The organism is Burkholderia sp. AU33803 (assembly GCF_002223095.1).
Classification (GTDB): domain Bacteria; phylum Pseudomonadota; class Gammaproteobacteria; order Burkholderiales; family Burkholderiaceae; genus Burkholderia.
Genome location: NZ_NKFJ01000004.1, coordinates 1,718,662 through 1,736,746 on the forward strand (window position 1 = coordinate 1,718,662; position 18,085 = coordinate 1,736,746).

Here is an 18,085-nt window from a genome sequence, read left to right on the forward strand (position 1 = left end):
AATAGCATGGACAGCGGCGTCGGGCGGAAGGCAGCACGCTCGACGCATGGCCGGTCAATCCTGCATCGGCGGGCGCTCGTCGAGTGCGACGGTGCCGGACGACGATGGGCCGGATGCGGCCGGTGACGACGATGCAGCGGACGCCGCGGGACGGCTGACGACGGGTTCGACACGCTGCGGCGCAGATGACGACGCGGGTGCCGTCGCCGGCTCGGCCGGACGCTGCACCGGCGCGCGCGCCTCGAGCGCCTGCTCCCGCGCCTGCTCTTTTTCGCGCCGGCGCACAGCCGATGCGAGCCGCACGCCGCCGAGGCCGAGCACGATCAGCGCGACGCCGGCCACCGCCGACAGCACGCGGCCGGCGGCCGCGAGCGCGGGACCGCTGCCGGTGCCGATCGACCAGACGATCGTCAGCGCGCCGGTCAGCCAATACACATGGCCGACCGAACGCGCGACCGGCGCCGTGAGATCCCCGTTGAACGCTGCATGAAACGCGAGCCACGCGAGCCCGAGCAACGCGATGCCGAACGCCTGGCCGAGCATCGCCGGCTGGACGTTCGCAAGCTGCAGCGCGTTGAAGAGCGACTGCCAGGGCGTCAGCACGAACAGCACGCCGAACGCCAGCAGCAGCACGGCATCGATGACCAGCACGGCTCGCAGCAGCGGTTTCATCGGCGATCAGTCCACGTGGTAGTTCGGCGCTTCCTTCGTGATCTGCACGTCGTGCACGTGCGACTCGCGCATGCCCGCCGCGGTGATCTGGACGAATTCAGCCTTGTCGTGCAGCTCGTCGATCGTCTTGCAGCCGCAGTAGCCCATGCTCGCGCGCACGCCGCCGACCAGCTGGAACAGGATCGCGTTGACCGAGCCCTTGTACGCGACACGGCCTTCGATGCCTTCCGGCACGAGCTTGTCGATGTTCGCCGAGTTGTCCTGGAAGTAGCGGTCTGCCGCGCCGTCCTTCATCGCACCGACCGAACCCATGCCGCGATACGACTTGTACTGGCGGCCCTGGTACAGGAACACGTCGCCCGGCGCCTCTTCGGTGCCCGCGAACATGCTGCCCATCATCACCGCGTTCGCGCCGGCCGCGAGGGCCTTCGACACGTCGCCCGAGAAGCGCACGCCGCCGTCGGCGATGCACGGCACGCCCGTACCCTTCAGCGCTTCCGCGACGTTCGCGATCGCGCTGATCTGCGGCACGCCGACACCGGCGACGATCCGCGTCGTGCAGATCGAGCCCGGACCGATACCGACCTTGACCGCATCCGCGCCGTATTCGACGAGCGCCTTCGCGGCGGCGGCCGTCGCGATGTTGCCGCCGATCACTTCGACGTGCGGGAAGTTCTGCTTGACCCAGCGAACGCGCTCGAGCACGCCCTTGCTGTGGCCGTGCGCGGTATCGACGACGATCACGTCGACGCCGGCCTGCACCAGCAGCTCGACACGCTCTTCGTTGTCGGGACCGACGCCGACCGCCGCGCCTGCGCGCAGCTTGCCGTGTTCGTCCTTGCACGCGTCCGGGTGCTCGGTCTGCTTCGTGATGTCCTTGACGGTCATCAGGCCGCGCAGTTCGAACGCGTCGTTGACGACCAGCACGCGCTCGAGGCGGTGGCTGTGCATCAGCGCCTTCGCTTCGGCGAGCGGCGTGCCTTCCTTGACCGTGACGAGACGCTCGCGCGGCGTCATGATCGACTTGACCGGCTCATCGAGGCGGGTTTCGAAACGCAGGTCGCGGTTCGTGACGATGCCGACGAGCTGCGGGCCTTCGACGACCGGGAAGCCCGAGATGCCATGCTGGCGCGACAGCGCGATCACGTCGCGCACCTTCATTTGCGGCGGCACCGTGATCGGATCGCGGACGACGCCCGATTCGAAACGCTTGACCTTCGCGACCTCGCGGGCCTGTTCGGCCGGCGTGAGGTTCTTGTGGACGATACCGACGCCACCCTGCTGGGCCATCGCGATCGCAAGGCGACCTTCGGTGACCGTGTCCATCGCGGCGGACACGAGCGGCATGTTCAGGGAGATGTTGCGGGTCAGCTTGGTCTTGAGGCTGGTGTCGCGCGGGAGAACGTCGGAGAAGGCGGGAACGAGGAGCACGTCATCGAAAGTGAGTGCTTTTTGGATCAGACGCATGGCAAATCCTATGGGCGCAAAAGCGAATTATACGCGAAGCGCCGTGAATTTTCACAACACGAACAACGGCTTAGCCGGTTTCGGCCGTTCGGGGGCCGAATCGTTCGGATCGCCGTTCGGTTCGTTTTCGATCGCCTTTCGTTTCACCGCCGCATCGAGCCATTCGCGCAGCCGGCCGCGAAACGGCCCATCCGCCTGTTGCGGACGGGCCACGCAGCGGTAGCGGCGGCGGTAAAGCGCGGCCCGGCAACGGGCCGAACGGGCCCGCCGTCCCGCCTCACGGCAGCCCGGCCGCGCGGACGATCATCACCACGCCGCCGCCGACCGCAACGCAGCCGACGAGCCGCGCTACCCGCCCACCGGCCGGCGCGAGGCGCTCGGCGGCGATCGCGACCGTCACGACCGCCATCACGCGCAGATCCATCATGCCGGCCGCCAGCGCGACCGCCATCAGGTTCCCGCAACACGCCCCGCATCGGATGGCGGCTCGCACCCCGTGCCGCCATGCCGCACCGGCCCCCGCGTGCGGCGGATGCACGCCGGTCGCCGCACGCCGGCAGCACGTCAGCCGGCGCGTCTTCCACCCGCAGAATTGCAGGACGCCTGCGGCCAATACGACCGCGCCGGCCACGAACGGCATCGCACGGCCGAGCACCGGCAGCCGAGCGGCTGCGCTCGTCAGCACGGCGCCGGCCGGAAACACGAGCGCGCCGACTGCCATCCAAACGGCGAAATACCCGGCGCCCACCACCGCGACGAGCCAGGACGAACGCGCCGCCGCCAACGGACCGGCGCCCTGCCGGTATCGCCACAGCACCGGCGCCAGCACGGGCAGCATCATCGTCACCGTCATCGCGCCCCACATGCCGGCGAACGCCGCGAACGTGCGGCCGGCGCCCCATCCGCACGGCCGCTGCCATACCGCCTGCGTCATCCAGCCGCCGGACACCGGTGCGCCGCCCATCGCGGCCATCGACGCGTGCTGCGCCACGGTCGCAACAACGGCAACCGCGAACACGGCCGCGAGCGCCACCGCGAAGGCCCGCGGATCGGGGCCCGCAACGACGGCCGCTGGCCGAGTCATCGCCCGCCCCCGCCCGTTGCCGGCGCGCTCAGCCACGGGCGTACTCGTCATGACGGCGCCACCACGGGCCGGTTTCGTTGCGCCCGCGCGGCGCGCGATCGAGCCACTGGTACATCCCCCACAGCCCGTCGAGGCCGCGCGCATAGGTGGAATACGTGTGATAAACCGCGCCGTCCTCGCGCACGAACGCGCTCATCCCCGGCCGGTCGAGCGAATACGTGAGCGCGTCGGTGCCGCACGTCGCCGCGAACTGCACGACGGGTGGCGGCGGCGGATCCATGTCCATCGCGTGGCCGGCCCGCGCGTAGTTGTACTCGACGTCGCCCGCGCGCTGCTGCGTTTCGGTGAACGACACGTTGAAGTCGAAGTTGAAATCGCTGCCGACCGACGACGCCCACGGAAAGTGCCACCCCATGCGCTGGCGGTACGCGAGCAGCTTCGCGAGCGGCGCGCGCGACACGGCGGCGAGCGTCACGTCGTGGTTCGCCAGGTGCACGGCGAAGCCGTCGAAACCGTCGGCAATCGACGAACACGACGGGCAGCCGGCCTGGTAGTCGGGGCCGAACATGAAGTGATAGACGAGCAATTGCGAGCGGTCGAGAAACAGGTCATCGAGCGTTGCCTGCCCGTCTTCGGTGTCGAACCGGTAGGTCTTGTCGACGCGCACCCAGGGCAGCACCTGGCGTCGCCGCGCGAGTTCGTCGCTTTGCCGCGTCAGCGCCTTTTCCGCGTCGAGCAGCGCGCGGCGTTCGGCCAGCCATTCGTCGCGGGTTCCGGTGAGATGGGTCGTCATGGCGGGTTCCTCCTTCCGATGGGTATCCGGGCACGGCGTCCGGTGCCGTGTGCGTGGTGCTAGATTAGGGGCGGGCATCGGACCGGAGGGAGTGACAAGTGTGTCGGGATTCGGATGGATTCGCTGATCACCGCGGCCGCGCGCGCGCTCGCGGCCGGTGACGCGCTCGGCGCGCTGAACCGCGTCGCGCTGCGCGACGATGCGCCGGCGCTCGCGCTGCGCGGGATCGCCATGGCGCAGCTCGGTGATTTCGAACGGGCTCGCGCGCTCGTGCGCGGCGCCGCGCGTGCGTTCGGCGCCAGGGAGGCCGTGGCGCGTGCGCGCTGCGTCGTCGCGGAAGCGGAGATCGCGCTCGCATCGCGCGACCTGCGCTGGCCGACGCGCGCGCTCGATGCCGCGTGCGCGACGCTCGACGCGCACGGCGACCGTGCCAACGCCGCGCATGCGCGCTATCTCGGCGTGCGCCGGCTGCTGCTGATCGGCCAGCTCGACGATGCGGAGCGGATGCTCGCGAATCTCGATCCCGCGCCGCTGCCCGCTGCATCGCGCGCCGCCCATGAGCTGATCGCGGCCGGCATCGCGATGCGCCGCATCCGCACGCACGCGGCCCGTGCAGCGCTTGCCCGTGCGCGCGCAGCAGCCCGCGACGCCGGCATCGCCGCGCTGACGGCCGAGGTCGAGGCCGCGGCACGCGTGCTCGACGCCCCGGCCGCGCGCCTCATCGCGCGCGGTACATCGCGGCTCGTACAACTCGATGAAGTCGAGACGCTATTCGCGTCGAACGCGCTCGTCGTCGATGCGTGCCGTCACACGGTGCGCGATGCGCGCACGATCGTGTCGCTCGCGCGGCGGCCGGTGCTGTTCGTGCTCGCCCGCGCGCTCGGCGAGGCCTGGCCGGCCGACGTGTCGCGCAACGCGCTCGTCGCCGTCGGGTTCCGCGCGAAACACGCGGACGAATCGCATCGCGCACGCCTGCGCGTCGAGATCGGCCGGCTGCGCGCGGTGCTGCGGCCGCTCGCGAACGTCGTCGCCACGCCGCGCGGCTTCGCGCTCGAACCGCTCGGCATACGCGAGACCGTCGTGCTGGCGCGCCCGGTCGACGATCGCCACGCGGCCGTGCTCGCGCTCCTCGCCGATGGCGAAGCGTGGTCGAGCTCCGCGCTGGCGCTGGCCCTCGGCGCAAGCCAGCGCACCGTGCAGCGCGCGCTCGACGCACTCGCCGAAGCCGACAAGGTCCAGGCGCTCGGCCGCGGCCGCGCGCGCCGATGGATGACGCCGCCATTGCCCGGTTTCGCGACGACCTTGTTACTCCCTGCCCCGCTGCGGGCCGATTAGGATGACCGCATCGAACGACGAGGTAACGAACATGAAACGCTCCCGAGCAGACATCCTTCGCGAATACGGCCCGTTTGCGGGCGTCGACGGCGTACACGGCGTCACGTACGACGGGCAGTACGTGTGGTACGCGTCCGGCGACAAGCTGAATGCGCTCGACCCGGAACGCGGCACGACCGTCCGCTCGCTCGACGTCGCCGCGCATGCGGGCACGGCGTTCGACGGCCGGCACCTGTACCAGATCGTCGAGGACCGCATCGAGAAGATCGATCCCGAATCGGGCCGCGTGCTCGCGACGATCCCCGCCCCGGGCAACGGCGGCGATTCCGGGCTGGCCTGGGCCGAAGGCGCGCTGTGGGTCGGCCAGTACCGCGAACGCAAGATTCACCAGGTGGATCCGCAAACGGGTGCCGTGCTGCGCACGATCGAATCGAACCGCTTCGTCACCGGCGTGACGTGGGTCGACGGCGAGCTGTGGCACGGCACCTGGGAAGCCGACCAGGCCGACCTGCGCCACATCGATCCGCGCACGGGTGAGGTGCTCGAGCAGATCGACATGCCGGCAGGCGTCGGCGTATCGGGGCTCGAATCCGACGGCCACGACTGCTTCTACTGCGGCGGCGGCAACAGCGGCACGTTGCGCGCCGTACGCCGGCCCGCGCGGGCCGGGGCGTCGGGCAACAAAGCGGGCGCCTCGCCCGATTCGGCTGACGAATGATCAGCAGCCTGCCGTGATCGCCCCCGGGCGCGGCACGCCCGCACTCCGCACTGCGCCGAGTGCAGGAATGAACAAGACGACGTGGCGGCCGCATCGCTAAGCTGCGCGCTCGTCAGTCATGTGTTCGGAGCGGTCGATGCGACGCGGTGTGGTCTATGGTGTTTTGGCAGGTGCCCTGTGGGGCATGGTGTTTCTCGTTCCTCGGCTGCTGACCGACTTCTCGCCGCTACTGCTGAGCGCCGGCCGCTACGCGATGTACGGCCTCGTGTCGCTGGCGGCCGCGCTGCCGGCCGCCCGCTCGCTGCTCGCGCGGCTGACCCGCGAGGATCTCGTCGCGCTGGTCAGGCTCGCCATCGTCGGCAACGTCGCGTACTACATGCTGCTGTCCGGCGCCGTGCACCTGATCGGCATCGCGCCCAGTTCGCTGATCGTCGGCGTGCTGCCCGTCACGGTCACGCTCGCGGGCCTCGGCGACCACGGCGCCGTGCCGCTGCGGCGGCTCGCGGCCCCGCTTGCGCTGGTGATCGCGGGCATCGTCTGCATCAACGTCGACCTGTTCACGTCCGAGGCCGCGCATGCGACGACGCTCGGCCAGAAGCTCGCGGGCATCGCCTGCGCGGCCGGCGCGCTCGCGAGCTGGACCTGGTATGCGGTCGCGAACGCTCGCTATCTGCAGCGCCATCATCATTTCGGCGGCAACGAGTGGTCGGTGCTGTGGGGTGTCGTGACGGGCCTGATCGGCGGGCTCGTCTGGATCGCGATCGTCGCGCTGCCGGCCGGCGCCGTGCAGGCGTCGGTGCCGGCGTCGCGCTGGCAGCTGTTCTGGCTGCTGAACCTGGTGCTCGCGATCGGCGCATCGTGGCTCGGCAACGGGCTGTGGAATGCCGCGTCGAAGCGGCTGCCGCTCACGCTGTCGGGCCAGCTGATCGTGTTCGAAACCGTGTTTGCGATGCTTTACGCGTTCGTGTACGACCAGCGGATGCCGCATGCACTCGAGATCGCCGCGCTGGTGCTGCTGCTCGCGGGCGTCTACGGATCCGTGCGGCAGCACGGCGACACGCCCGCCGGCAGCGATACGTCGGGAAGCACTCCCGCAAACGCGAACGCCGCGGCCCACTGAGCGCCGCGGCGTTCGATCAAACGAATCGGGCCTGAAGCCGCGAACCGGCCCGCGTCAGCGCGCGTCCTTGTGCATCCACTTGCGGCCCTCGATGGAGCCGGCGCGGCGCGACTTGTCGACGCGCCGCTGGCGCGCGAGCTTCGGATCGACGATCAACGGGCGGTAGATCTCGACGCGGTCGTGGTCGGCGAGCGGTGCATCGAGCGGCGCCAGCTTGCCGTACACGCCCGTCTTCGCGTTCGCGAGATCGATTTCCGGGTGCAGCGCGAGCACGCCACTCGCATCGATCGCCGAACGAACGGTCGCCCCGTCGGGCAGCGACAGCGGAATCAGCGTCTGGCGATCCGGCAGCGCGTAGCAGACTTCGATCGACAGCATCGCGTCACCCCTTCCCGTAGCGCTGGTCGGCGCGCTTCACGAACGAATCGACGAACGTGTTCGCGATATGGCTGAACACGGGCCCGATGATCTTCTCGAGCAGGATGCTCGAGAACTCGTAGTGCAGCGCGAATTCGATCTTGCAGGCATCGGCACGCAGTGCCGTGAAGCGCCACGAGCCCGTGAACTTCTTGAACGGGCCGTCCGTGAACTCCATGTCGATCCGCGTCGGGCGCTGCTGCGTGTTGCGCGTCGCGAAATGCTGCTTGATGCCCTTGAAGTTGATGTCGATGCGCGCTTCCATCCCGCTCTCGTCCTGACGGCGAATCTCGACACCGCCGCACCAGGGCAGGAAATTGGGGTAGTCGGCCACGTCGGTGACGAGGTCGAACATCTGTTCCGCCGAATGACGGATCAATACGGTTTTCTGGACATCTGCCATAAATCGCGCGGCATCGCTCAAAGTGAGAACGCAAGCCGGGCGATTCCCGCCCCGCTTTGCTAAAATCGTGATTTTAAACGAGTTGGCCCGATCCTTTCATGAGCATCATCGACAACAGGAAAGCGCACTTCGATTATCACATCGAGGAACGCTACGAGGCGGGGCTCGTGCTCGAGGGCTGGGAAGTCAAGGCGCTGCGCGCCGGGCGCGGCCAGATCAAGGAAGGTTACGTCGTGATCAAGCACGCCGAGATCTTCCTGATCGGTACCCATATCAGCCCGCTGCCCGAGGCTTCGACCCACATCACGCCCGACCCGGTTCGCACGCGCAAGCTGCTGCTGCACCGCGAGGAAATCAAGAAACTGATCGGCAAGGTCGAGCAGCGCGGCTACACGCTCGTGCCGCTGAACTTCCACTACAAGGGCGGTCGCGTGAAGTGCGACATCGCGCTCGCGAAGGGCAAGAAGCTGCACGACAAGCGCGAAACCGAGAAGAAGCGCGACTGGGAACGCGAAAAGGCACGCATCATGCGCGCCGGCACCTGACCCGCGCGACACGCATCACACACGACACGGCCCGCTCGAAGCGGGCCGTGTTGCTTGGGTGTCAGGTGAATCGGGCACGCCAGGGACAAGAGCGATCCCAGGCACGCCGCGGGTTGCGGCCGAAGAAAGGTGCCGACGACGGCACCGCACGGGCATCATCCGCCTCCCGCTGCGCGACGATTCGTCGCACGCCGATCACACGCGGCGGCCGCCGGCGGCCCGCGCCGATCCGGACTCAGGCCTTCCCGCCCGACGCGGCCCCCGCGCTCTTGACGATCGTCAGCGCCGACGAGATCGCCGTGCCGAGATCCGACAGGTTCGCCGGCACGATCAGCGTGTTGCCCTGCTTCGCGAGATTCGAGAATGCGCTGACATACTGCTCGGCTACCTTCAGGTTCACCGCATCCATCCCGCCCTGCGATTGCATCGCGTTCGCGATCTTCTGGATCGCCTGCGCGTTCGCCTCGGCCACCGCCAGGATCGCGGCGGCCTCGCCCTGCGCCTGGTTGATCGCAGCCTGCCGCTCGCCTTCGGATTTCTGGATCGCCGCTTCGCGCGCACCCGACGCGAGGTTGATCTGCTCCTGCTTGCGGCCTTCGGATGCGGCGATCAGCGCACGCTTTTCACGTTCCGCGGTGATCTGCGCCTGCATCGCGTGCAGGATTTCCTTCGGCGGCGTCAGGTCCTTGATCTCGTAGCGCAGGACCTTCACCCCCCAGTTCGCCGCGGCCTGATCGAGCGCCGACACGATGTTGTGGTTGATGAAGTCGCGCTCCTCGAAGGTCTTGTCGAGCTCGAGCTTGCCGACCACCGAGCGCAACGTCGTTTGCGCGAGCTGCGTGATCGCGAGCACGAAGTTGCTCGACCCGTACGACGCCTTCATCGGATCGGTCACCTGGAAATACAGCACGCCGTCGACCTGCAGCTGCGTGTTGTCGCGCGTGATACAGACCTGGCTCGGCACGTCGAGCGGGATTTCCTTCAGCACGTGCCGGTATGCGATGCGATCGACGAACGGCAGCACGATGTTCAGGCCGGGCGACAGCGTCGCGTGATAGCGCCCGAAGCGTTCGAGCACCCACGCATGCTGCTGCGGCACGATCTTCACCGTCTTCGACACGATCACGATCGCGATGACGAGCAGGACAACCCAGATGATCAGCGAATCCATGAAATATTCCCTCCTTGTTGTATCGGCGGACGATCAGCCCGCGGGTTTCGCCACGACCACGAGACAATTGCCGCGCACGGCACTCACCTGGTACACGTGCGCATCGTCGCGCTCGCCGTTCTCGAGCTCGACGTCCCAGTCGGCGCCGCGATACTGCACACGCGCGCGGCGATCACGCCACGCGTCGACCGTGACGGTCGCGCCGATATCGAGATTGACGTCGGGATTCGTCGACGTGTCGCGCTTCTGCTTGCGGCCAAGCCCCGAACGCCGCAACACGACCATCGCGACGATCGCGACCACGGCCGCCGCACCGAACTGCACGTGCGGCGCGAAACCGGCCAGCTGCAGCAGCCCGCCCGCGAGAAAGCCGAGCGCGATCATCAGCAGGTAGAACGTGCCCGTCAGCAACTCGGCCACGACCAGCACGCCCACCGCGACCCACCAGAACAGATGCCCCGACATCATTGTGGTCTCCAGAAAAACATCTCCCGCGCTTACTTGCGTGGCATGGAACCAGAATACGCGCTGAAGCGCTGTTCCGGATCGATTTGTTCGTGGCTCCCGGGCGTGCGGTCGACAGGCTCGGGCAGCCCGGTTCGTACCGACAAACAAAAACACCCCGGTGGCTACCGGGGTGTTTATAGCATGAACCTTGCAATTTGCCTTCACTGAAAGAGCGGCAGAGCCGCTCCTTCGTCGATGGCACGTTACCGACCGTTACTTCCGGTTGGCGAGCGCCTGCCACGTATCGATGATCGTGTCGGGGTTCAGCGAGATCGACACGATGCCTTCGTCCGTCAGCCATTGCGCGAAGTCCGGGTGATCGGACGGGCCCTGGCCGCAGATGCCGACGTACTTGCCCATCTTGCGGCAGGTATCGATCGCGCGCTTCAGCAGGAACTTGACGGCCGGGTCGCGTTCGTCGAAGTCGACAGCCAGCAGTTCCATGCCCGAGTCGCGGTCGAGGCCGAGCGTGAGCTGCGTGAGGTCGTTCGAGCCGATCGAGAAACCGTCGAAGAACTGCAGGAAGTCTTCGGCGAGGATCGCGTTGGTCGGGACTTCGCACATCATCACGAGGCGCAGGCCGTTTTCGCCACGCTTCAGGCCGAACTTCTCGAGCAGGCCGACGACGCGCTCCGCCTGCTTCACGGTACGCACGAACGGCACCATGATCTCGACGTTGGTCAGGCCCATCTCGTCGCGCACGCGCTTCAGTGCACGGCACTCCATCTCGAACGCCTGCGCGAAGTCTTCGGCGATGTAACGCGACGCGCCGCGGAAGCCCAGCATCGGGTTTTCCTCGTCCGGCTCGTAACGCGAACCGCCGATCAGCTTCTTGTACTCGTTCGACTTGAAGTCGGACAGACGCACGATCACGGGCTTCGGATAGAACGCCGCCGCGATCGTCGCGACACCTTCCGTCAGCTTGTCGACGTAGAACTGACGCGGCGATGCGTGACCGCGCGCGACGCTCTCGACGGCCTTCTTCAGGTCCTGGTCGATGTTCGGGTACTCGAGGATCGCCTTCGGGTGAACGCCGATGTTGTTGTTGATGATGAACTCGAGACGCGCGAGACCCACGCCGCCGTTCGGCAGTTGCGAGAAGTCGAACGCGAGCTGCGGGTTGCCGACGTTCATCATGATCTTGACCGGGATTTCCGGCAGTTCGCCGCGCTGCACTTCCGTGACTTCCGTCTCGAGCAGGCCGTCGTAGATCTTGCCTTCGTCGCCTTCCGCGCACGACACGGTGACGAGCGCGCCGTCCTTCAGGATGTCGGTCGCGTCGCCGCAGCCGACGACTGCCGGCACGCCGAGTTCACGCGCGATGATCGCCGCGTGGCAGGTCCGGCCGCCACGGTTCGTGACGATCGCGGCTGCACGCTTCATCACCGGCTCCCAGTTCGGGTCGGTCATGTCGGCCACCAGCACGTCGCCCGGCTGCACGCGTTCCATTTCCGACGGATCCTGGATCACGCGCACGGGGCCCGCACCGATCTTCTGGCCGATCGCACGGCCCGTTGCCAGCACCTGCGACTGCCCCTTCAGCTTGAAGCGCTGCTCGGCCTTGCCGCTCGCCTGGCTCTTCACGGTTTCCGGGCGTGCCTGCAGGATGAAGATCTTGCCGTCGCGGCCGTCCTTGCCCCACTCGATGTCCATCGGACGCTGGTAGTGCTTCTCGATGATGACCGCGTACTTCGCGAGCTCGATCACGTCTTCGTCGGTGATCGAGTAGCGGTTGCGCTGCTCGTGCGGCACGTCGACCGTCTTCACGCGGCCCGGCTCGCCCGGCTGCGTGAATTCCATCTTGATCAGCTTCGAGCCGATCGAGCGGCGGATGATCGGGTACTTGTCCTGCGCGAGCGTCGTCTTGAACACGTAGAACTCGTCCGGGTTCACTGCGCCCTGCACGACGGTTTCGCCCAGGCCGTAGCTCGACGTGATGAACACGGCGTCCTTGAAGCCCGATTCGGTGTCGATCGTGAACATCACGCCGGCCGCGCCGACGTCCGAGCGGACCATGCGCTGCACGCCGGCCGACAGCGCGACTTCCGCGTGCGTGAAGCCCTTGTGCACGCGATACGAGATCGCGCGGTCGTTGTACAGCGACGCGAACACGTGCTTCATGCGGTCGAGCACGTCGTCGATGCCGACGACGTTCAGGTACGACTCCTGCTGGCCGGCGAACGATGCGTCGGGCAGGTCTTCCGCGGTCGCGGACGAACGCACGGCGAACGACAGCTCGCCCGGCGAGCTGTTCTTCAGGGTTTCGAACTGCTCACGAATTTCCTGCTCGAGACGTGCCTGCATCGGCGCCTCGACGATCCACTTGCGGATTTCGGCGCCTGCTTCGGCGAGCGCCTTCACGTCGTCGATGTCGAGCGACTCGAGACGCTTGGCGATGCGGTCGGTAAGGTCGTTGTGCTTGAGGAAATCGCGGAACGCGAGCGCGGTCGTGGCGAAACCGGTGGGTACGCGAACGCCTGCTTCGGAAAGCTGGCTGATCATTTCGCCCAGCGACGCATTCTTGCCGCCGACGATCTCCACATCGGTCATCCGCAACTGCTCGAACGGAATTACATACGCCTGGTCCTTTGCGACGTTTGCTGCGTTAGTCATACAAGCCCCTAAGTGTGAAAAAAATGCTCGATTGCGCAAGTGGGCTTGGACGCGGGCGCTTGCAAAAAGGCGCGGCGCGTCTTGCGCAACCTGTTGGAGAAACAATCGCAGCGGCGGATGATCTTCCGACCCGATTTGCAAAAATCCCGGCAGAAGAGCGATATTTTCAGACAAATCGCCAAACTTGCCGGGAATTTTGGAATCGATCGGCGAAGCCTGGGGCGCCGTACGCGCCCTGCCCCCGCAATTGCTTATCCAACAGGTTGCCGCTATTCTACCGTGCCGGCTGCCGGATGTGGCGCGACCTTGTCACTGCGTCTGGAGGCGAACCTCCAGCCGCCCGCGCAACCGCCCTTCACGCTCGACGCCCAGATTCATGCTGCCTACCGTATTCATCGTCTCCGACGGCACCGGGATCACTGCCGAAACCTTCGCGCATTCGATCCTCTCCCAGTTCGACCAGAAATTCCGTCTCGTGCGCGTGCCGTTCGTCGACTCGCTCGACAAGGCCTATGCGACCGTCGAGAAGATCAACGAGGCCGCCGTGCACGACGGCCGCCGCGCGATCGTGTTCACGACGCTCGTCGACAGCGAGTCGAACGACATCGTCAAGCGCTCGAACGCACTCGTGCTCGACATGTTCCAGCGCTTCGTCGAACCGCTCGAGCAGGAACTGGAGCTCAAGTCGAGCCACGCGATGGGTCGCGGCCACCAGAACGCGGACACCGAGGAATACAAGACCCGGATCGAGGCGATCAACTTCTCGCTCGCGCACGACGACGGCCAGTCGAACCGCAATCTGTCGGAAGCCGACGTGATCCTCGTCGGCGTGTCGCGCAGCGGCAAGACGCCGACGAGCCTGTATCTCGCGATGCAGTACGGCGTGAAGGCGGCCAACTATCCGCTGATTCCGGAGGATTTCGAGCGCGGCAAGCTGCCGTCGGCGCTCGCCGCGTACAGCGAGAAGCTGTTCGGGCTGTCGATCGACCCGCAGCGCCTGTCCGAGATCCGTAACGAGCGCCGGCCGGGCAGCAAATACGCGGCGCCCGAGAACTGCCGCTACGAGATCAACGAAGCCGAAGCGATGATGCGCCGCGAGGGGATCAAGTGGCTGTCGTCGACGCACAAGTCGATCGAGGAAATCGCGACGACGATCCTGCAGGAAATCCGCCTCGACCGGCAGTCGTACTAAGCCCGAGCGCTGGCGGCCGCCTGGTCGCCACTGGAAACGAAAAGGCCGCGTTCGACGCGGCCTTTTTCATGGTGTTGAGCGATCACGCGTGTGGCCTCACGCACGCCGCTGTTGACGCACCTGCTCGAACAGGCAGACCGCGGCCGCGGCCGCGACGTTCAGCGACTCCATCCCGCCCGGTTGCGGGATCGTCACGCGATGCGTGGCCGCGTCGCGCCAGAACGCCGACACGCCCGCCCCCTCGTTGCCGAACACCCAGGCAATCGGCCCCGACAGGTCGCAGTCATAGACTGCCTGCGCGCCGTGCGAGTCGGTCAGCGCGACCGGCACCGCGAGGCGCTCGGCGAGCGCGCCGGCTTCGACGTCCTCGTGGATCGACAGCAGGAAATGCGCGCCCATGCCCGATCGCAGCACCTTCGACGACCACGCATACGCGGTGCCCGGTGCACAGAACACGTGACGCACGCCTGCGGCCGCCGCGCTGCGCAGGATCGAACCGACGTTGCCGGCGTCCTGCACACCGTCGAGCACGACCGACGACTGCGTCACGCGCGCCGGCAGCGGCTGTGCCGGCCGGTCGACGAGCAGCAGGAAGCCGACGCCGTTGACGACGTTCGACAACTGCCCGAACAGCGCATCGGGCAGCGTGACGATCCGTTGCGCATCGATGCGTGCGACGATCGCCTGGGCCTCGGCGTGGCCGAGTGCGCCTTCGGTCGTGACGCACAGCTCGGGCGTCGCGCCCGTATCGAGGTATGCGCTCGCGAGATGGAATCCTTCGAGCAGCGCCTGGCCGCCGCGGCGCTGATGGGACGTCGAACCCGCGAGCGCCTTCAGGCGCTTGTACAGCGGATTGTCGCGGGAAGTGATACTTTTCATCGAATCAGGTCGAGTGCCGCACGAACCGGCGCGAACGAGCGCCGATGCGCTTCGCACGGGCCGTGCTCGCGCAGCGCGGCAAGGTGTTTCACGGTGCCGTAGCCCGCATGCACGTTGAAGCCGTACACCGGGAAACGTTCGTGCAGGTCGACGAGCATGCGGTCACGGGTGACCTTCGCGAGGATCGACGCGGCCGAGATGCTCGGCACGAGCGCGTCGCCGCTGACGATCGCCTCGGCGCGCACGGTCAGCGTCGGGCAGCGGTTGCCGTCGATCTGCGCGAGCGTCGGCAGGACCGACAGCCCTTCGACCGCCCGCTTCATCGCGAGCATCGTCGCGTGCAGGATGTTCAGCGTGTCGATCTCGTCGACACTCGCCGACGCGACGCAATACGACAGCGAGCGCGCGACGATCAGCTCGTACAGCGCGTCGCGCTTCTTCGCGGACAACGCCTTCGAATCGTCGAGCCCGACGATCGGCTGCGCCGGATCGAGGATCACCGCGGCGGCCACCACCGGCCCCGCGAGCGGGCCGCGGCCCGCTTCGTCGACACCGCAGACGATCTCGTCGGGACGGCTGAAATCAAAACCGCCCTGCACGTCGCTCGACGCGCGGCGGCGTGGTGCACGGACGGCGGTCATGCGCGCCCCTTGCGTTGTTCGAGCACGCGCACGACCGCTTCGGCCGCCTTCGCGGCCGTGTTCTGCCGCAGCGAAAGATGCATTTCGGTAAAGACTTCGGTCAGCGTACGGCGGTTCGCATCGTCGCGCAGCTGCGTGAGTGTCGCATCGGCGAGCGCCTCGGGCGTCGCGAAATGCTGCAGCAGCTCGGGCACGACGAAACGCCCCGCCAGGATGTTCGGCAAGCCGACGTACGGCAGGTAACCCTGCCGGCGCATGATCTGCCCGGTCAGCCAGGGCACCTTGTACGAGATCACCATCGGCTTCTTCAGCAGCGCAGCTTCCAGCGTGACCGTGCCGCTCTTCACGAGGATCGCGTCGGCAGCCGTCATCGCGACCTGCGAGCGGCCGTCGGTGATCGTCAGCGCGAGCTGCGGATGCGCGTCGACGAGCGGCTGCAGCAGCGCACGCAGCGCGGGCGTGGCAGCCGGCATCACGAACCGTACGCCGGGCTCGCGCTGCTGCATCAGCGCCATCGCCGCGAAGAAGGTCGGGCCGATCAGTGCGATTTCCGAGCGCCGGCTGCCCGGCAACACGGCGATCACCGGGCCCTCGGCCGGCAGTCCGAGCGCGATGCGCGCGCCGTGCGTGTCGGGCTCGAGCGGAATCTCGTCGGCGAGCGGATGGCCGACGTAGGTCGAGGCAACGCCTGCCTTGTCGAGAATCGCCGGTTCGAACGGGAACAGACACAGCATGTGATCGACGGACTTCGCGATCTTCTTGATCCGGCCGCCGCGCCACGCCCAGATCGACGGGCACACGAAGTGGATCGACGGTATGCCCGCGTCGCGCGCCGCCTGTTCGACGCTGAAGTTGAAATCGGGCGCATCGACGCCGATGAACGCGTCCGGCCGCTCGGCGAGCAACTGGCGCTTCAGCTCGCCGCGAATCCGCAGGATCTCGGGAATCTGGCCCAGCGCCTCGACATAGCCGCGCACGGTCAGCTTGTCCATCTGCCAGTGCGAGTCGAAGCCCTGCGCGATCATGCGCGGCCCGCCGATCCCGTAGTACTGGGCCGATTCGGGCAGGCGCTCGCGCAGCCCGCCGAGCAGCGACGCGCCGAGCAGGTCGCCCGACGGTTCGCCGGCCACCATCGCGAGCCGGAGCTGAGTGGTCGGAAGCGGCATCGCTTAGCGGATGATGCCGCGTTGCGACGCGTCGATGAACTCGACGAGCGCCTTCACGGGTGCGTCGCCCTCGCCGCCCGCCGCCGCCAGTTCGCGCAACTGCACTTTCGCTTCCTCGAGCGACAGGCCGTTCTTGTACAGCAGGCGGTATGCGCTGCGCAGCGCGGAGATCGCGTCGGGCGAGAAACCGCGCCGGCGCAGCCCTTCGACGTTGATCCCGTGCGGTTCGGCCTTGTTGCCGGCCGCGATCACGAACGGCGGAATGTCCTGCACGAGCGCCGATGCGCCGCCCAGCATCGAGTGCGCGCCGATGCGCACGAACTGGTGGACACCCGACATCCCGCCGACGATCGCCCAGTCGCCGATCTCGACGTGGCCGGCCATCTGGGCGTTGCTCGACAGGATCACGTGGTTGCCGACGGTGCAGTCGTGACCGATGTGCACATAGGCCATGATCCAGTTGTCGTCACCGAGCGTCGTCACGCCGCCGTCCTGCACGGTGCCCGTGTGGATCGTCGTGAATTCGCGGATCGTGTTGCGGCTGCCGATCACGAGCTTCGTCGGCTCGTCCTTGTACTTCATGTCCTGCGGACGACCACCGACCGACGCGTAATGGCCGATGCGGTTGTCCTCGCCGAGCGTCGTATGGCCTTCGATCACGCTGTGCGAGCCGATCGTCGTACGCGCGCCGATCGTGACGTGCGGACCAATGATCGCGTACGGGCCGATCTCGACCGATTCGTCGATCTGCGCGCCCGGTTCGACAATCGCGGTGGGATGAATCCTGGTCATGCGCCGTTGCCTCTCGATGTGATGTGTCGCGTTGCGTTGCCTGTCCGTGCCGCGTCGCTCAGGGCGCCACGTCGGTCGTCTTGACCGTGCACATCAGTTCGGCTTCCGCCGCCACCTTGCCGTCCACTTCCGCCACCGCCTTGAACTTCCAGATGCCGCGGATGTAGCGTTCGAACGTCACGTTCAGAATCAGTTGGTCGCCCGGCTCGACCGGACGCTTGAAGCGCGCGCCGTCGATTCCGACGAAGTAGTACAGCGTGTTCTCCGGATCCTTCGGCTGCTCTTCCGAGAAGGTCAGCAGCGCCGCGGCCTGCGCGAGCGCTTCGAGGATCAGCACGCCCGGCATCACCGGCCGCTTCGGGAAATGCCCCTGGAAGTACGGCTCGTTGATCGACACGTTCTTCAGCGCTTTGATGCCCTTGTGCGGTTCGAGTTCGAGCACGCGATCGACGAGCAGAATCGGGTAGCGATGCGGCAGCAGCGTGAGGATCTTGTGAATGTCGAGATTGATTTTTTCAGTGCTCATGATGGTTCGTCTCACGCAGAGGCTGCGCGGTGGTGATGCAAAGG

Annotated in this window: 19 protein-coding genes; 5 read left to right on the forward strand and 14 right to left on the reverse strand. The window is 67.1% G+C overall.

Going from position 1 to position 18,085, the window contains the following annotated elements:
• Positions 1-54: 54 nt before the first annotated feature.
• The 4 genes from CFB41_RS10480 to CFB41_RS10495 form a co-directional block, all read right to left on the reverse strand.
• Complete coding sequence (locus tag CFB41_RS10480; RefSeq protein WP_089456416.1) at positions 55-672, reverse strand: hypothetical protein; 618 nt, start codon at positions 670-672, stop codon at positions 55-57.
• A 6-nt stretch (positions 673-678) separates the two neighbouring features.
• The gene (guaB, locus tag CFB41_RS10485) at positions 679-2,139 is read right to left on the reverse strand and encodes an IMP dehydrogenase (RefSeq protein ID WP_011352433.1); all 1,461 of its coding nucleotides are present in this window, start codon (positions 2,137-2,139) and stop codon (positions 679-681) included.
• 277 nt (positions 2,140-2,416) lie between these two features.
• A complete protein-coding gene (locus CFB41_RS10490; protein WP_089456417.1) occupies positions 2,417-3,223 on the reverse strand; it encodes a DUF2182 domain-containing protein in 807 nt (268 codons plus the stop codon).
• Between the two features lie 28 nt (positions 3,224-3,251).
• A complete protein-coding gene (locus CFB41_RS10495; RefSeq protein WP_089456418.1) occupies positions 3,252-4,016 on the reverse strand; it encodes a DUF899 domain-containing protein in 765 nt (254 codons plus the stop codon).
• Between the two features lie 114 nt (positions 4,017-4,130).
• Here CFB41_RS10495 and CFB41_RS10500 point away from each other — a divergent pair, with 114 nt between their 5' ends.
• The 3 genes from CFB41_RS10500 (at position 4,131) to CFB41_RS10510 (ending at position 7,189) form a co-directional block, all read left to right on the forward strand.
• Positions 4,131-5,351, forward strand: a complete 1,221-nt coding sequence (locus CFB41_RS10500; RefSeq protein ID WP_089456419.1) for a helix-turn-helix domain-containing protein — start codon at positions 4,131-4,133, stop codon at positions 5,349-5,351.
• A 31-nt stretch (positions 5,352-5,382) separates the two neighbouring features.
• On the forward strand, positions 5,383-6,069 hold the full coding sequence (locus CFB41_RS10505) for a DUF5074 domain-containing protein (protein ID WP_089456620.1): 687 nt from the start codon (positions 5,383-5,385) through the stop codon (positions 6,067-6,069).
• Positions 6,070-6,205: 136 nt separating this feature from the next.
• Positions 6,206-7,189 (forward strand): DMT family transporter, encoded by a 984-nt coding sequence (locus CFB41_RS10510; RefSeq protein ID WP_089456621.1) that lies wholly within the window; start codon positions 6,206-6,208, stop codon positions 7,187-7,189.
• 54 nt (positions 7,190-7,243) lie between these two features.
• On the opposite strand, the gene CFB41_RS10515 is transcribed toward CFB41_RS10510, so the two are convergent.
• Together CFB41_RS10515 and CFB41_RS10520 are read right to left on the reverse strand one after the other, a co-directional pair.
• On the reverse strand, positions 7,244-7,567 hold the full coding sequence (locus tag CFB41_RS10515) for an RnfH family protein (protein ID WP_089440427.1): 324 nt from the start codon (positions 7,565-7,567) through the stop codon (positions 7,244-7,246).
• A 4-nt stretch (positions 7,568-7,571) separates the two neighbouring features.
• Positions 7,572-8,009: a type II toxin-antitoxin system RatA family toxin gene (locus CFB41_RS10520; RefSeq protein ID WP_034188832.1), complete on the reverse strand. Its 438-nt coding sequence runs from the start codon at positions 8,007-8,009 to the stop codon at positions 7,572-7,574.
• Positions 8,010-8,107: 98 nt separating this feature from the next.
• Here CFB41_RS10520 and smpB point away from each other — a divergent pair, with 98 nt between their 5' ends.
• Positions 8,108-8,554: an SsrA-binding protein SmpB gene (gene smpB / locus CFB41_RS10525; protein WP_089440428.1), complete on the forward strand. Its 447-nt coding sequence runs from the start codon at positions 8,108-8,110 to the stop codon at positions 8,552-8,554.
• Positions 8,555-8,789: 235 nt separating this feature from the next.
• Here the strand turns inward: smpB and CFB41_RS10530 are convergent, their stop codons facing one another.
• The 3 genes from CFB41_RS10530 to ppsA form a co-directional block, all read right to left on the reverse strand.
• Positions 8,790-9,725, reverse strand: a complete 936-nt coding sequence (locus CFB41_RS10530) for an SPFH domain-containing protein (protein ID WP_039342757.1) — start codon at positions 9,723-9,725, stop codon at positions 8,790-8,792.
• Positions 9,726-9,758: 33 nt separating this feature from the next.
• Entirely contained in the window at positions 9,759-10,193 is a 435-nt protein-coding gene (locus CFB41_RS10535; RefSeq protein WP_089440429.1) for an NfeD family protein, read from the reverse strand.
• 252 nt (positions 10,194-10,445) lie between these two features.
• Complete coding sequence (gene ppsA, locus CFB41_RS10540; protein ID WP_089456420.1) at positions 10,446-12,845, reverse strand: phosphoenolpyruvate synthase; 2,400 nt, start codon at positions 12,843-12,845, stop codon at positions 10,446-10,448.
• Between the two features lie 376 nt (positions 12,846-13,221).
• Between ppsA and CFB41_RS10545 the strand changes: the two genes are divergently transcribed.
• Positions 13,222-14,037, forward strand: a complete 816-nt coding sequence (locus CFB41_RS10545) for a pyruvate, water dikinase regulatory protein (protein WP_011352445.1) — start codon at positions 13,222-13,224, stop codon at positions 14,035-14,037.
• A gap of 96 nt (positions 14,038-14,133) precedes the next feature.
• Here CFB41_RS10545 and CFB41_RS10550 read toward each other — a convergent pair whose 3' ends face one another.
• The 5 genes from CFB41_RS10550 to fabZ are packed head-to-tail and all read right to left on the reverse strand — an operon-like array spanning position 14,134 to position 18,041.
• Entirely contained in the window at positions 14,134-14,916 is a 783-nt protein-coding gene (locus CFB41_RS10550) for an RNA methyltransferase (RefSeq protein ID WP_089456421.1), read from the reverse strand.
• Positions 14,913-15,557, reverse strand: a complete 645-nt coding sequence (gene rnhB / locus CFB41_RS10555; protein WP_089440432.1) for a ribonuclease HII — start codon at positions 15,555-15,557, stop codon at positions 14,913-14,915. Before rnhB ends, CFB41_RS10550 begins: the two co-directional genes overlap by 4 nt.
• On the reverse strand, positions 15,554-16,723 hold the full coding sequence (lpxB, locus tag CFB41_RS10560) for a lipid-A-disaccharide synthase (RefSeq protein WP_089456422.1): 1,170 nt from the start codon (positions 16,721-16,723) through the stop codon (positions 15,554-15,556). The genes rnhB and lpxB overlap by 4 nt, the downstream gene beginning before the upstream one ends.
• 3 nt (positions 16,724-16,726) lie before the next feature.
• Positions 16,727-17,515, reverse strand: a complete 789-nt coding sequence (gene lpxA / locus CFB41_RS10565) for an acyl-ACP--UDP-N-acetylglucosamine O-acyltransferase (RefSeq protein WP_089456423.1) — start codon at positions 17,513-17,515, stop codon at positions 16,727-16,729.
• A 58-nt stretch (positions 17,516-17,573) separates the two neighbouring features.
• Positions 17,574-18,041 (reverse strand): 3-hydroxyacyl-ACP dehydratase FabZ, encoded by a 468-nt coding sequence (gene fabZ, locus CFB41_RS10570; RefSeq protein ID WP_011352450.1) that lies wholly within the window; start codon positions 18,039-18,041, stop codon positions 17,574-17,576.
• Between the last annotated feature and the right edge of the window lie 44 nt (positions 18,042-18,085).